The 13,348-nt window shown below is 65.7% G+C and carries 12 protein-coding genes; 11 read left to right on the top strand and 1 reads right to left on the bottom strand.

The window, feature by feature from the left end:
* Positions 1-30 precede the first annotated feature (30 nt).
* On the bottom strand, positions 31-1,008 hold the full coding sequence (locus G3N64_RS39945; RefSeq protein ID WP_241021256.1) for a TetR family transcriptional regulator: 978 nt from the start codon (positions 1,006-1,008) through the stop codon (positions 31-33).
* Here G3N64_RS39945 and G3N64_RS28715 point away from each other — a divergent pair.
* From G3N64_RS28715 to mdcE, 11 genes are all read left to right on the top strand, one after another.
* A complete protein-coding gene (locus G3N64_RS28715; RefSeq protein WP_241021255.1) occupies positions 1,007-3,064 on the top strand; it encodes a glycoside hydrolase family 3 protein in 2,058 nt (685 codons plus the stop codon). The two genes, G3N64_RS39945 and G3N64_RS28715, sit on opposite strands and share 2 nt — an antisense overlap.
* Positions 3,065-3,223: 159 nt before the next feature.
* Positions 3,224-4,288 carry a porin gene (locus G3N64_RS28710; RefSeq protein WP_205787045.1) on the top strand — a complete coding sequence of 355 codons (1,065 nt, stop codon included), beginning with the start codon at positions 3,224-3,226 and terminating at the stop codon, positions 4,286-4,288.
* Positions 4,289-4,429: 141 nt separating this feature from the next.
* Positions 4,430-4,792, top strand: coding sequence for a BON domain-containing protein (locus tag G3N64_RS28705; protein WP_241021254.1), 363 nt, complete (start codon positions 4,430-4,432; stop codon positions 4,790-4,792).
* Positions 4,793-4,955: 163 nt separating this feature from the next.
* Positions 4,956-6,473, top strand: a complete 1,518-nt coding sequence (locus tag G3N64_RS28700; RefSeq protein WP_205787044.1) for a sulfatase — start codon at positions 4,956-4,958, stop codon at positions 6,471-6,473.
* Positions 6,474-6,548: 75 nt separating this feature from the next.
* Positions 6,549-7,931 (top strand): glycoside-pentoside-hexuronide (GPH):cation symporter, encoded by a 1,383-nt coding sequence (locus G3N64_RS28695; protein ID WP_205787042.1) that lies wholly within the window; start codon positions 6,549-6,551, stop codon positions 7,929-7,931.
* 558 nt (positions 7,932-8,489) lie between these two features.
* The gene (gene madL, locus G3N64_RS28690; RefSeq protein WP_034186756.1) at positions 8,490-8,885 is read left to right on the top strand and encodes a malonate transporter subunit MadL; all 396 of its coding nucleotides are present in this window, start codon (positions 8,490-8,492) and stop codon (positions 8,883-8,885) included.
* An 11-nt stretch (positions 8,886-8,896) separates the two neighbouring features.
* Positions 8,897-9,664 (top strand): malonate transporter subunit MadM, encoded by a 768-nt coding sequence (madM, locus tag G3N64_RS28685; protein ID WP_060323529.1) that lies wholly within the window; start codon positions 8,897-8,899, stop codon positions 9,662-9,664.
* A 134-nt stretch (positions 9,665-9,798) separates the two neighbouring features.
* The gene (mdcA, locus tag G3N64_RS28680) at positions 9,799-11,445 is read left to right on the top strand and encodes a malonate decarboxylase subunit alpha (protein ID WP_205787041.1); all 1,647 of its coding nucleotides are present in this window, start codon (positions 9,799-9,801) and stop codon (positions 11,443-11,445) included.
* A 10-nt stretch (positions 11,446-11,455) separates the two neighbouring features.
* Complete coding sequence (gene mdcC / locus G3N64_RS28675; protein WP_205787040.1) at positions 11,456-11,773, top strand: malonate decarboxylase acyl carrier protein; 318 nt, start codon at positions 11,456-11,458, stop codon at positions 11,771-11,773.
* Positions 11,770-12,765 carry a biotin-independent malonate decarboxylase subunit beta gene (locus tag G3N64_RS28670; RefSeq protein WP_241021253.1) on the top strand — a complete coding sequence of 332 codons (996 nt, stop codon included), beginning with the start codon at positions 11,770-11,772 and terminating at the stop codon, positions 12,763-12,765. Before mdcC ends, G3N64_RS28670 begins: the two co-directional genes overlap by 4 nt.
* Positions 12,752-13,348, top strand: a 597-nt coding sequence (gene mdcE, locus G3N64_RS28665; RefSeq protein ID WP_205787039.1) for a biotin-independent malonate decarboxylase subunit gamma, incomplete at its 3' end; no start/stop codon positions are given. The genes G3N64_RS28670 and mdcE, both read left to right, overlap by 14 nt.

Here is a 13,348-nt window from a genome sequence, read left to right as displayed (position 1 = left end):
ACGACCCGCGGCAGGCTCCGGTGCGGGACTTCAGCGGAAGATGAACGTCAGGACTGCATCGCAATGGGCGTCGATGGCCTTTTCCCGCAGTGCGTCGATGCCGTGAACGTACTTCATCTCGGCGGTCAGCAGATACGGAATCTGCGCAATCGCCGTGACCATGTACAGCAGCAAGACAGGATCGATCTTTTCCAGCCCCTTTGTCTGCGCGCAGACGCGCTTGATGAGCGGAATCGTGAGATCGTGACGCGGGCGAATGAACTTCTGGGCCATCCACTTGAGCCGCTCGGAATCGCGATTGGCCTCCTGCATCATCAGGCGCGCGTGTTCGGGATACTCTGCGCAATACCGAACGTAGTTTCGAATGTATTCCTTGACCGCGTCGATAGAGAGCTTGCCGCCGTTCGCCTCGGGCGGCGCGGCCTTTTCCATGAATCGCTCGAACAGATAGGCCACGCTTTCGCGCCAGAGGTTTTCCTTGTTCCCGAAGTAATAGCGGATCATCGCATGGTTCACGCCGGCTTGATCGGCGATGTCCCGGACGCTCACCGCGTCGAAGCCGCAGGTGGAAAACTGGCCGAGTGCGATGCCCAGAATTTCCGCGCGAGTCTGCTCGCCTCGCTCCTGTTGCGCTTGTCTGGCAATCGTCATTGCTGCTTCCGGAAAATGGACTATCCGGATTGTGCCTTCGCCACGATAACGCCGCAACGTCCCGTATCGCGTCAGAGGGTCCGCGGTCGGAAAGCGACCGGGAGAGGCTTCGGCAAACCGGCTCTCGGGGAAAGTCCCGACGTCGATTGACCGACATCCTCCTTGACTGCCGCGCACGAGCGCCCTTAAATTATCCAAATGGATAATTATTGAGAAAAGGAACTGCCTCAGCATGAAATTTGCCCATTGCAGCGTCGGCGCCGATGAAACGGGTTCTGCCGGGTTTGCGCCGTCGCCGGGTTCCGGTGCGCGGTGCACCGATCCCGACGAGCGGGCCAGGGAAACCGAATCCCGCATGACGGACGACGAGCGGTTCTCGATGCTTTACAGCCTGATGGTGCGCCTATTCGGCACGCACGCACGCGAGCCGCGCGTACCGGCTCACGTGCCCGCTGTCGCGGGATATGTCCGTGGCGTGGAACGGCTGGGTGTTCCGGCGCTGATGCTCTCAGACACGAGCCTCGGCGTACGTGCGACGGATGACCCGCAAGCCGGCGCGACGGCGTTTCCCGCCGCGCTCGCTCTGGGCGCGACATTCGATCCGGAACTCGCGCGGGCGCAGGGGGCGGCGATCGGCAGGGAGGTGCGCGAATTCGGATTCAACGTCGCGCTGGGCGGCGGGATCAATCTCGTGCGCGAAGTGCGCAACGGCAGAAATTTCGAATACGTATCGGAAGACCCGCTCTTGTCGGGAAAACTCGGTGCCGCTGTCGTGTCCGGTACCCAGGCCGAAGGCGTAATCGCGCTGCTGAAGCACGTGTCGCTCAATGTCAGCGAGACCAACAAATTCTTTCTTGACGCCGTCATCGACCCCGCTGCGCATCGCGAAAGCGACTTGCTCGCGTTTCAGATAGCGATCGAGGAGGCCGAGCCAGGTGCGTTGATGGGCGCATACAACCTGGTGAACGGCGAATACGCTTGCGGCAACCGGCACATCCTGCAGGACGTCGTGAAAGAGGCGATGCGCTTCAAGGGCTGGGTCATGTCGGACTGGCGCGCGGTCAACCATTGGGACTTCGCACTGAAAGGCCTCGATCAGCAGTCGGGTGCGCAGCTGGACGAATGCGAGTGGTTCAACGAGCCGCTGCGTCGCGCCTATGAAGAAGGAAGGATCCCGAAGGAACGAATCAGCGAGATGGTGCGGCGCATGCTGCGCTCGTATTACGCGATTGGCATCGACCGGCCGCGAGCGACCGAGCCCGTCGACTGGGCCGCGCATCACGACATCGCGTTGGAGATTGCCCGTAAGGGAATCGTGCTGCTGAAGAACGAATCCGACGCACTGCCGCTCGCGAGTAACCTGAAACGGATCGCGATGATCGGCGGTTTCGCGCAGGCGGGCGTCGTGTCGGGATCGGGTTCGAGCCAGGTGCGGCCGCGTGGCGGGTACGCTGCCGAGGTGCCGCTGAGGAGCCATCCGCTGCTGGGTCCGACCTCCATGTGTCTTTTCGGGCCGTCGCCGCTTGCCGAGTTGCGCGCCCGCATGCCGCACACGGTCATCGATTTCGACTGCGGCGCGCATATTGCCGACGCGCTCGCGCTGGCCGCGAAGGCCGATGTCGTGATCGTCAATGCAGTCCGGCATGAGGGCGAGCGCTTCGACTGCCCGGACATGGGACTGCCGTTCGGGCAGGACGCGCTGATCGAGGCTGTCGCGCGCGTGCACTCGAACGTCATCGTCGTATTGCAAACGGGCAGTCCGGTCGAAATGCGCTGGCGAGACAAGGTGCGCGCGGTGGTTCAGGCCTGGTTCCCGGGGCAGGCGGGCGCCCAGGCGATCGCCGAAATCCTGACGGGTGAAGTCAATCCTTCCGGACGCCTGCCGGTCACGTTTCCGGTCAGTATCGAGCAGACGCCGCACCCGCGTTTGCCGGGTGCGGATGTCGAACTCGGCACCCCGATCAAGGTGCATTACCACGAGGGTGCCGAGATCGGCTATCGCTGGTTCGCGCAGTCCGGCGAACAACCGATGTTCCCGTTCGGCCACGGGTTGGGCTACACGCAATTCGCATACGGAAACTTCCGCGTCAATGCGGGCGACGCCGTGTCGGTCAGCTTCACCGTCACCAATACGGGGACGCGGGATGGCGACGACGTTCCACAGGTTTATCTGACCGAGGCCGACGGGGACCGGCGCATGCGCCTGCTCGCGTTCAAACGCGTGGCGCTGCAGGCGGGCGCGTCGGTCGAGATTGACGCGAGCGTGGATCCGCGCCTGCTGGCGCGCTTCGACGTGGAATCCGGGCAGTGGCGGATCCGCAAAGGCGCGTACCGGATCGTGCTGGCCCGTTCCGCGACCGATCACGTCGCGGCTGAGACGGTATGGCTCGAAGGCGGTCAATTCGGGAGTTGACGTGCTGCCGCAGGTGCCGGGAACGGATGGCAGTACGGAAAGGGGCGGTTTGTCGAACCGGTGTTGATCGATACGCGATTGTCAGGATGGCGATCGGCAGATGCGAGGAGTGGTTTTTTCGAGGCGATGTAATAAGTACTACAAAACAGGAGGAGACGGATGAAGAGGAAGATGGTTCTGGCGATGGCGGCGGTAACGATGGCGGGTGGAGCGAACGCGCAATCGAGCGTGACCTTGTTCGGGACGCTCGGCGGAGGTGTCCGCTGGGTCGATGGACTGAAGGGCGGTCACCAGCTCGGGTTCGACAGCAACATCATCTCCGGCAACAGCTTCGGCCTGAAGGGGAGCGAGGATCTGGGGCAGGGATTGAAGGCGATCTTTACGCTTCAAAGCGGTTTCGTCACGGGTACGGGCGGCCTGGCGAGCGCGTCGAGCCCGCTCTTTTCGAAGGCGGCCTACGTCGGGCTCGGTACCGACGCGTGGCGCGTCACACTGGGCCGGCAACTGAACGCGGCCGAGGACGTCGGCGTGTCGCTCGACCCGGACGCAGCGCAGGGGACATCGCTGGCCATCGTGCCGGGCGTGGTGTGGGTCGGCAATTTCTTTACGCTCGATTCCCGGTTCAACAACGTCGTGAAGATCGTGGGCAAGACCGGCGGCCTCACGCTGCGCGGAAGCTACTCGGTGGGCGGCGTGGCCGGCAACACCCGCGCGGGTTCGAATCTCGCCGTCAGCGCAACCTATCAGCACCAAACGCTGATGGTCGGTGCCGCCTATCAGAAGACCTACAACGCCACCGCGTCGCAGTGGGCGCAGAGCGCGATCGGCGGAGCAACGTGGCAACTGGGCCCGGCGAAACTGTACCTGAGCTACAGCGGGCTCTGGGTAACCGCTCCGACGTCCGCAGGCATCGAACGTCGGGACGATATACCTGCAGTCGGTCTTGTCTACCGGATCACGCCGTTTCTCGAATTCAGTACGGCAACGTATTACGACATCGCCAGGAATCTGAAATACGCTCGCGGATCGGACGGGCGCAAGTTGACCACGTATGCCATGTTCAATTACTTCCTCTCCAAGCGGACCCAATTGTATGTGGAGTACGACCGAAACGGATTCTCGGGTGCATACAAGCGGGATCCGGCCAACGTGGCGAGCCTGAACCTGCGGCCGGATGGCAAGGCGGTAACGGGCATGTCGGTCGGGATGATCACGCAGTTCTAGGTTTCACGTGCGGCGCAAGGGCGCCTGCCGCATCGTGTTCGCGATGCCGGGCGCGTGCGTGGCGATGATCAGCATTTGACGGGAGAAAAACGAATGAAAATTCGAAAGCATGTCGTTCGCGCAGCGCTCGCGGGGTTGTGCATGGCTGCCGCGACGAGCGCGTTTGCACAGGATCCGATTCCGGGCAGTACTGTCCGGGCCGCGCCGACGGTGCCGACAGCGTCGGCCGCGTCGCAATCGAGTAGCGCGGCCGGAACGCGCGTGACAAAGAAGGCGCAAAGAAAGGCGGACCGGCAACTGGTAAAGCGTGTCAGCCAGGCGATCGCCCGTGCCAGGGGACTCGACTCGACGAGCATGTCGGTGAGTGCGAAAAATGGCGTGGTGACGCTGTCCGGCACGATTGCCGACAATGTCCAGGCCGGCATAGCGGTCGACGCGGCGCAAAGCGTCTCCGGTGTGCTCGCCGTAAAGAACCAACTGCGCATCGGTACGCAGAACTGGTAGGCCGCGACGCGTCGCTGCGCAGTGTCGCGGGGCGCTGTCCGCATCACGCCGCGATGTCTTGTCGGGAGGGCCTGCGATACAGACGGCGCAGGCCGTCGCCCGCTCGATCGCACAATCATTTTGAACCCGCAACTGCGGGTTCCATGACGGGAAACGACAAACAATGAGACTGATTTACTTCGACATCGATACACTGCGTCCGGACCACCTCGGCTGCTACGGGTATCACCGCCGTACCAGCCCGAACATTGACCGGCTGGCGGCCGATTGCGTGATGTTCCGCAACGTGCATGCGTCTGACACGCCCTGCCTGCCGAGCCGTACGGCGCTTCTGACCGGCCGCTTCGGCATTCACAACGGCGTCGTGAATCACGGTGGCGTCGACGCCGATCCGGTGATCGGCGGACCCGATCGCAAGTTCTGGTCGCAGCTCCACTTCGACAGCTTTCCGTTTCGTCTGCAGCAGGCGGGCTTGAGAACCGTCAGCGTCAGCTCTTTTGCGCATCGGCATTCGGCGTTTCACTGGTACGCGGGTTTCGACGAGGCTTACAACGTCGGCAAGTTCGGACGCGAGACTGCGGACGAAGTGTTCGCGATCGCGTCGGACTGGCTGACCCGGCACGGCAGCGAGGACAACTGGTTCCTGCATGTCCACATGTGGGATCCCCACACACCATACCGAGCGCCTGCGACCTACGGCGAGCCTTTTGCCGACGATCCGCTGCCGTCGTGGCTGACCGAAGCCGTGCGCGCGAATCACTGGCAGGCGTGCGGCCCGCATAGCGCGCAGGAATGCACCGGCTTCGCGCCGAACGATGCGGCGTTGCAGCGTTATCCGCGGCAGCCGCAGCAGATTCCGGACATGGCGGCCGTGCGGGCGATGTTCGACGGCTACGACGCGGGGGTGCTGATGGCCGACGAATATGTCGGGAAGCTGCTCGGGCAACTCGATGCACTCGGTGTAATGGCCGAAACGGCCGTGTTGCTGTCGTCCGATCATGGTGAGACGCTCGGCGAGCTGGGCATCTACGGGGATCACCAGACGGCCGATCAGTTCACGACGAATGTCCCGCTCCTGCTCAAGTGGCCCGGTCTGGAGCCGCGCCGCGAATACCATGCGTTCCACTATCAGATCGATGTCACCGCAACCATTCTGGAGTTGCTCGGGCAGCCGGTTCCCGATTCGTGGGACGGGAGATCGTTTGCGCAGGACCTGCGGGACGGCGTGGACGAAGGCCGCGACTACCTCGTCGTGTCGCAGGGCGCGTGGACCTGCCAGCGTGGCGTGCGCTTCGGGAACTGGCTGATGATCGCGACACTGCACGACGGATACCACTTGTTCGACGATGTCATGCTGTTCGATCTCGATCGCGATCCGCACGAGCTGCAGAATCTGGCCGCCGATCATGCGGATGTCGTGGCGAAGGGAATGGCGCTGCTGAAGGCGTGGGAAGCGCAGATGCTCCCCGGCGCGGCGCGCGGCCGGGACCCACTGGCCAACGTCGTTGCGGAAGGTGGCCCGTATCACGTGCGCGGCAAGTTGCGCGCCTATCTCGATCGATTGGCGCAAACGGGGCGAGCGGAGAAGGGCGCCGCGCTGCTCCGAAAGCACGAGTCCGAATTGCGGAATGACGAAGCGCCGAGCCGGCCGCCGATTCCGATCCGAAACTTCGTCGGGTGAAGCGGGTAGATCGCTTTTCAATCATATGGAACGGAACTGAACCGCGGGACGATGATGGCGGACATATCACATTCGATGCCGGCGCCAGGCGCGACCGATGCAGGCGTCAGGCTGCCGTTCGTGCGCAAGCTCGGGTTCGGCATTGGCGATTTCGCATTCAATCTGTACTGGCAGAGCACGACGCTCTACCTGCTGTACTACTACACGGATGTGGTCGGGCTCGCCCCCGGGATCGCCGGGGCGATATTCGGCGGTGCGATGCTGTGGGACGCCGTTTTCGATCCGGTCATGGGATATATCGCGAACCATACGCGAACGCGATGGGGGCGCTACCGGCCGTATCTGTTGTTCGGTTGTGTTCCGCTTGCCGTCAGCTTCGTATCGATGTTCGTGCCGAATCGGCTCGACGGTGTCGCGCAGCTGGCGTTCGTGGTGGGCACCCATGCACTGTTCAGGACGGCGTACACCGTGTTGTCGATGCCGTACAACGCGTTGATGGCCACGCTGACGGTCGACAGCCGGGAGCGGGGAAGTCTGGCCGCGTATCGGATGATCTGCGCGGCCACCGCCGGCGTGCTGGTCGCGCTGTCGACACTGCGGCTCGTTCAGGTGCTCGGAGGCGGCGACGCGAAAACGGGGTTTCTGTTCGTCAACCTGGTGTATGCGGCCGTGGCGGCCGTCGTATTCGTGATGACGTTCCTGTCGACCCGGGAGGCGGTCGCGCCGGACCGTCACGACATCTCGATACGCGACGCGTTTTTCGTGATCGTCAGGAACCGGGCGTTCATCATCGTGGTCGGCTTCGCGATCCTGCACATGACGTCGTCGACGCTGCTGTCGAAGACGCTGCCGTACGTGCTGAAATACTGCATGCACCGGGAGGACCTGATCGGCTGGGCACTGGGTGCCGTCGCGCTGCAGGTGTTCGTATCGATTCCATTCTGGGCCTGGATGATGCGACGGACGTCGAAGCGTCGGGTCGCGCTGACCGGAGCCTGCATCACGGCAGGCTGCTACGGTTTGCTGGGGATGGGGGGGCTGCCCGGCCTCGGTACGCTGCTGGCGCTACTCGTTGCGATCGGGTTCGGCAACGCCGCGATGCTGCTTGCGCAGTGGGCGATGATTCCCGATACCGTCGAATTCGGCGAATGGCGCACCGGCATCCGCGGCGAGGGCGTGATCTTCGGTGTCGTCGCGCTGGCTCAGAAGGCGTCGCTCGCATTGGCCGTCGGCGCCGCCGGCCAGATACTCGAGGCGATCGGGTTCGTCGCCAATCGGGTGCAGTCGACGCACACGCTCGACGGCATGTGGGCGATGTTGTGGAAGGGGCCGCTTGTCTTCACCGCGATGGCGATCGTCCTGGCGCTGTTTTATCCCGTCTCGCCCGACGTGCATGACCGGATACTGCGCATTCTTCGCCTGAGGCGGATGAGTGCCCGGTCGGCCGGTACGCGATGAGCGATGCGACACGGGCGATATCATCGAATACGGCGCTGCCGGAATGCGGCACGATCGCGCGTGAACGCCTGCGCCACGCATCATGGCGTCGCTTCCGCCCGTGCGGGAAGCGGCAGATGGTCAGGACGGGGCGTGCGTTGCCGCGTAGGGTCGGTCGATAAAGGGGCGGGAGGGCGATCGCCACCGGACGTCCATATGGCGCCGGGCCTGACCTTGCCCAGCGCCATTCAGGTGACATGTCACTGAATCGGCTTCGACAACTTCATAAATGGCCGGATATTGCGGCGCTAGTATCGGATCACGCCCCGGTGCGGCCCGCAACGGGGCGCACCGGACGCGTAGCCCGCGTCGTGCCGGCGGCTGCTTCATTCAGTCTACGGCATCCGGCGTCCGGCCCGTAACCGCATCATCCCATCGACCCCCGAGAACGCGCTCGCACGACGAGCCGCCGGGCCGCGGCGCACCGCCGCAGGAGACAGACAGTCCGCCCGGGATCGGCGTGCGGGCCTGGCTCCCGCACGCGTCAGGCGCCCGTCACGAAGAGACTGGAGACGACTCATGATCATCTACGGAACCGCGCTGCTGGCGTTCTGCCACCTGGCCGGACTGTTCCTCGGCGACCTGCTTGGCAGTGCGATCGGCGTGAAGACCAACGTCGGCGGCGTCGGCATCGCGATGCTGCTGCTGATCTGCTTGCGCCTGTGGCTGCACCGCCGCGGCTGGCTGCCGAAGGAGACCGAGGCCGGCGTCGGTTTCTGGGGCGCGATGTACATCCCCGTCGTGGTCGCGATGGCCGCGAACCAGAACGTCGTCGCCGCGCTGAAGGGCGGCCCGGTTGCGCTGCTGGCCGCCGTCGGCGCGGTCGCGATCTGCGCATGCTGCATCGCGGTACTGGTGCGCACCGGGCGCGACGACACAGCCTTCGCAGGCGTGCCGCAATTCGAAGAACAGTAACGGAGGCCGCCATGCTGCAGATGCTCGAAAAAACCGTCGCCCACAACGGGCTCGTCGCGTCGTTCGCGCTGGTCGGCCTGATCATGTGGCTATCGTCGATCGCGTCGCGCAAGCTCACGTTCGGCCGCGTGCACGGCTCGGCGATCGCGATCGTGATCGGTCTCGTGCTGGCCTATGTCGGCGGCGCATTCACCGGCGGCGAGAAGGGGCTGGCCGACGTCAAGCTGTTCGCCGGCATCGGCCTGATGGGCGGTGCGATGCTGCGCGATTTCGCGATCGTCGCGACCGCGTTCGAAGTGCAGCCGACCGAGGCGCGCAAGGCCGGGCTCGTCGGCGTCGTGTCGCTGCTGCTCGGCACCGTGCTGCCGTTCATCGTCGGCGCGTGCATCGCACGCGCGTTCGGCTACACGGACGCGGTCAGCATGACGACCATCGGCGCGGGCGCCGTCACGTACATCGTCGGCCCCGTGACGGGCGCGGCGATCGGCGCAAGCTCCGACGTGATCGCGCTCAGCATCGCGACGGGGCTCGTGAAGGCGATCATCGTGATGGTCGGCACGCCGGTCGCGGCCAATTTCATGGGCCTGAAGACACCGCGTTCCGCGATGATCTTCGGCGGCCTGGCCGGCACCGTCAGCGGCGTGAGCGCGGGGCTCGCCGCGACCGACCGCCGGCTCGTCCCGTACGGCGCGCTCGTTGCGACGTTCCATACGGGCGTCGGCTGCCTGCTCGGCCCGTCGGTGCTGTTCTTCACGACGCGCGCGCTGGTCGGCGCGTAGGCCCGACCGAGGTGCGGCCCGTGCGCGGGCCGCATCCATCGCGGCGTCCTCTGAGTCGCATGCGTCAACATCATCAATCGGCGGCGGCGCCAGGCTTAGAATGCCGCTGAACCATCGAAGCGGGAGAACTGTTCATGACGGGATGGAATCACGCGCGGCAGGCGCGCGATGCACGCCTCGCGGCCGGCGCGGTTTACGCGCAGGGCAAGCGGGTCGAGGCGCGCGACACCGTGGCGTTGCTCGAAGCGGTGCTGCGCCCCGGCGACCGCGTCTGCCTCGAGGGCGACAACCAGAAGCAGGCCGACCTGCTCGCGACGGCGCTGGCCGACGTCGACAGCGCGAAGATCCACGACCTGCACATGGTGCAGTCGGGCGTCGTGCTGCCCGAGCATCTCGACGTGTTCGAGCGCGGCATCGCGAAGCGTCTCGACTTCGCATACTCGGGCCCGCAGTCGCAGCGCATTGCCAAGTTGCTGTTCGGCGGCAAGATCGCGCTCGGCGCGGTGCACACGTATCTCGAACTGTTTGCACGCTACTTCATCGACCTCACGCCGCAGGTCGCGCTGATCGCCGCGGTCAGCGCCGACCGCGACGGCAACCTGTACACCGGCCCGAACACCGAAGATACGCCGACCGTCGTCGAGGCCACCGCGTTCAAGGACGGCATCGTGATCGCGCAGGTCGACCGCATCGTCGACAAGGTGCCGCGTGTCGACATCCCGGGCGACCGCGTGCATTTCGTCGTCGAGGCCGGCCGGCCGTTCTACGTCGAGCCGCTGTTCACGCGCGATCCGGCCGCGATCACCGAAACGCAGATCCTTACCGCGATGCTCGCGATCAAGGGCATCTACGAGCCGTACGGCGTCAAGCGCCTGAACCACGGGATCGGCTTCAACACGGCCGCGATCGAGCTGCTGCTGCCGACCTACGGCGAAAAGCTCGGGCTGAAGGGCAAGGTCTGCTCGCACTGGGCGCTCAATCCGCACCCGACGCTGATTCCCGCGATCGAGTCGGGCTGGGTCGAGCAGATCCACTGCTTCGGCTCGGAAGTCGGGATGGACGACTACATCCGCGCGCGCTCCGACATCTGGTTCACGGGCCCCGACGGGTCGCTGCGCTCGAACCGCGCGTTCTGCCAGACCGCCGGCCTCTATGCGTGCGACATGTTCATCGGCTCAACGCTGCAGATCGACCTGTCCGGCCATTCGTCGACGGTCACGGCCGAGCGCATCGCCGGTTTCGGCGGCGCGCCGAACATGGGCAGCGATGCACGCGGCCGGCGCCATCCGAGCGAGCCGTGGCTGAAGGCCGGCGCGGAAGCCGACCCCGACACGCCGGCGGCGCTCAGGCGCGGCCGCAAGCTCGTCGTGCAGATCGGCGAGACGTTCGGCGACAAGAACGTGCCGATGTTCGTCGAGAAGCTCGATGCGCTGAAGCTCGCCGACAAGCTGCAGCTCGACCTCGCGCCGATCATGGTCTACGGCGACGACGTTACGCACATCGTCACCGAGGAAGGGATCGCGAACCTGCTGATGTGCCGCGACAAGGACGAACGCGAGCACGCGATCCGCGGCGTGGCCGGCTATACGGAAGTCGGCCGCGGCCGTGACCGCAGGATGGTCGAGCGGCTGCGCGAACGCGGCGTGATCCGTCGCCCGGAGGATCTCGGCATCGATCCGCTCGACGCCGATCGCCGCTGGCTCGCCGCGCGTTCGATCAAGGATCTCGTGCACTGGTCGGGCGGGCTCTATGCGCCGCCGGCCCGGTTCCGCAACTGGTGAGGAAGAGGGCATGGAACAGTTGAACTATCGCTTCATCGCGCGTGAGCGCGCGAAGGGCGAGCAGGCTGCGGCGCTCGTCGGCGTCGTGGCATCCGGCAATCTCGAAGTGCTCGTCGAGCGCGTGCTGCCGGGCAACGAATGCGAGATCGACATCCGCACCGCGGCGGTCGGTTTCGGCGCGGTGTGGCAGGCCGTCGTCGCGGATTTCGTCGAGCGGCGCACGCCGGGCGGATTGAAGCTGTCGATCAACGACGGGGGCGCGCGGCCGGACATGGTGTCGCTGCGGCTCGCGCAGGCCGTGCGCGCGATCGAAGGAGACGCCGAATGAACACCCACCACGCTTACATCCAATCGCTGCCCTCCGAGGGGGCGGCCCGTCGGGAGGCGCCGAACGACGCGATCCACGACACGCCCGCGTTCGTCGCGAACGGCGCGAGCTGGTACGAAGCATCGGCGCGGCAGCGCATCGACGGGCTGCTCGATGCGGGCAGTTTCAGCGAATTCCTCGGCCCGGCCGAGCGCGTGACGAGTCCGCACCTGCCGCTGTTCGACCTGCCGCAGCAGTTCGACGACGGGATGGTGGTCGGCCACGGCCGGCTCGACGGGCAGCCGGTGTTCGTCGCCGCGCAGGAAGGCCGCTTCATGGGCGGCGCGTTCGGCGAAGTGCACGGCGCGAAGCTCACCGGGCTGCTGCGTGCCGCGCGCGAAACAGGCAAGCCGGTGCTGATCCTGTTCGATACTGGCGGCGTGCGGCTGCAGGAAGCGAACGCGGGCGAACTCGCGATCGCCGAGATCATGCGTGCGCTCGTCGACGCGCGCGCGGCCGGCGTGCCGGTGATCGGGCTGATCGGCGGGCGCGCGGGCTGCTACGGCGGCGGCGGGTTGCTCGCCGCGTGCTGCTCGGCGCTCGCGGTGTCGGAGCAGGGCCGCATCAGCGTGTCGGGCCCCGAAGTGATCGAGACCAATCGCGGCGTCGAGGAGTTCGACGCGAAGGACCGTGCACTGATCTGGCGCACGATGGGCGGCAAGCACCGGCGGCTGATCGGCGGCGCGGATCGCTATGTGGCCGACACGCCCGATGCGTTCCGTGCGGCGGCGCTCGAGCTGATCGGCCGCGCGCCGACGTTCGATACGGCGATGCTGCGCGCGGAACAGGCCCGCCTCGAAGCGCGTGTCGAACGATTCGGCGCATGCAAGGATGCGCTGGACGTGTGGCGTACGCTCGGTGCGGACGCGCCGGAAGCCATTCCGGGGATGCCCGACGATGCGTTCGCCACGCTCGCCGACCAATTGCAGGAGAGCTCACATGACGCTCGATGAAGTCCTGACCTCGCTGTTTCCGAAAGGCCATTCGATCGCGCGCACCGGCGGCCTGCTGACGGGCCACGCGGAACTGGCCGGCACGCGCGTCGACGTGATCGGCGTCGCCGACCGATTGCCGTTCGGCATCGACGAGGCGCTGACGCTCGCGGCGCGCGTGCTCGACACGATCGCGCGCGGCGGCGACACGCCGATCCTCGTGCTGGTCGACAGCGACAGCCAGCGGATGAGCAAGCGCGACGAACTGCTCGGCCTGAACGAGGGGCTGTCGCATCTCGCGAAGTGCCTGATGCACGCGGATCTCGCCGGGCACCGGACGATCGGCGTGCTGTACGGCCACACGGCCGCGGGCGCGTTCATTGCGACCGCGCTCGCGACGCGCACGCTGCTCGCGGTGCCGGGCGCCGAGCCGGAGGTGATGGACCTGCCGTCGATGTCGCGCGTGACCAAGCTGCCGATCGACGTGCTGAAGGAGATGTCGCGCTCGACGCCGGTGTTCGCGCCGGGGCTCGACAACCTCGTGAAGATGGGCGCCGTCGACGCCGTGCTCGATCCGGCCCGTGCGCTCGACGCGCAGGTTGGA

This window comes from Burkholderia sp. Ac-20344 (assembly GCF_017104975.1).
Taxonomy (GTDB): Bacteria; Pseudomonadota; Gammaproteobacteria; order Burkholderiales; family Burkholderiaceae; genus Burkholderia.
This window is presented reverse-complemented; position numbering and strand designations above follow the sequence as displayed.

What these genes read in the sequence shown, in the direction of transcription:
- G3N64_RS28670 (WP_241021253.1), top strand. Translation starts at nt 11,770, where the DNA reads ATGAACACCCACCACGCTTACATCCAATCGCTGCCCTCCGAGGGGGCG.
- G3N64_RS28710 (WP_205787045.1), top strand. Translation starts at nt 3,224, where the DNA reads ATGAAGAGGAAGATGGTTCTGGCGATGGCGGCGGTAACGATGGCGGGT.
- madL (WP_034186756.1), top strand. Translation starts at nt 8,490, where the DNA reads ATGATCATCTACGGAACCGCGCTGCTGGCGTTCTGCCACCTGGCCGGA.
- G3N64_RS39945 (WP_241021256.1), bottom strand. Translation starts at nt 1,008, where the DNA reads ATGCGGGATTCGGTTTCCCTGGCCCGCTCGTCGGGATCGGTGCACCGC.
- G3N64_RS28705 (WP_241021254.1), top strand. Translation starts at nt 4,430, where the DNA reads ATGGCTGCCGCGACGAGCGCGTTTGCACAGGATCCGATTCCGGGCAGT.
- G3N64_RS28700 (WP_205787044.1), top strand. Translation starts at nt 4,956, where the DNA reads ATGAGACTGATTTACTTCGACATCGATACACTGCGTCCGGACCACCTC.
- G3N64_RS28695 (WP_205787042.1), top strand. Translation starts at nt 6,549, where the DNA reads ATGCCGGCGCCAGGCGCGACCGATGCAGGCGTCAGGCTGCCGTTCGTG.
- mdcA (WP_205787041.1), top strand. Translation starts at nt 9,799, where the DNA reads ATGACGGGATGGAATCACGCGCGGCAGGCGCGCGATGCACGCCTCGCG.
- mdcC (WP_205787040.1), top strand. Translation starts at nt 11,456, where the DNA reads ATGGAACAGTTGAACTATCGCTTCATCGCGCGTGAGCGCGCGAAGGGC.
- G3N64_RS28715 (WP_241021255.1), top strand. Translation starts at nt 1,007, where the DNA reads ATGACGGACGACGAGCGGTTCTCGATGCTTTACAGCCTGATGGTGCGC.
- madM (WP_060323529.1), top strand. Translation starts at nt 8,897, where the DNA reads ATGCTGCAGATGCTCGAAAAAACCGTCGCCCACAACGGGCTCGTCGCG.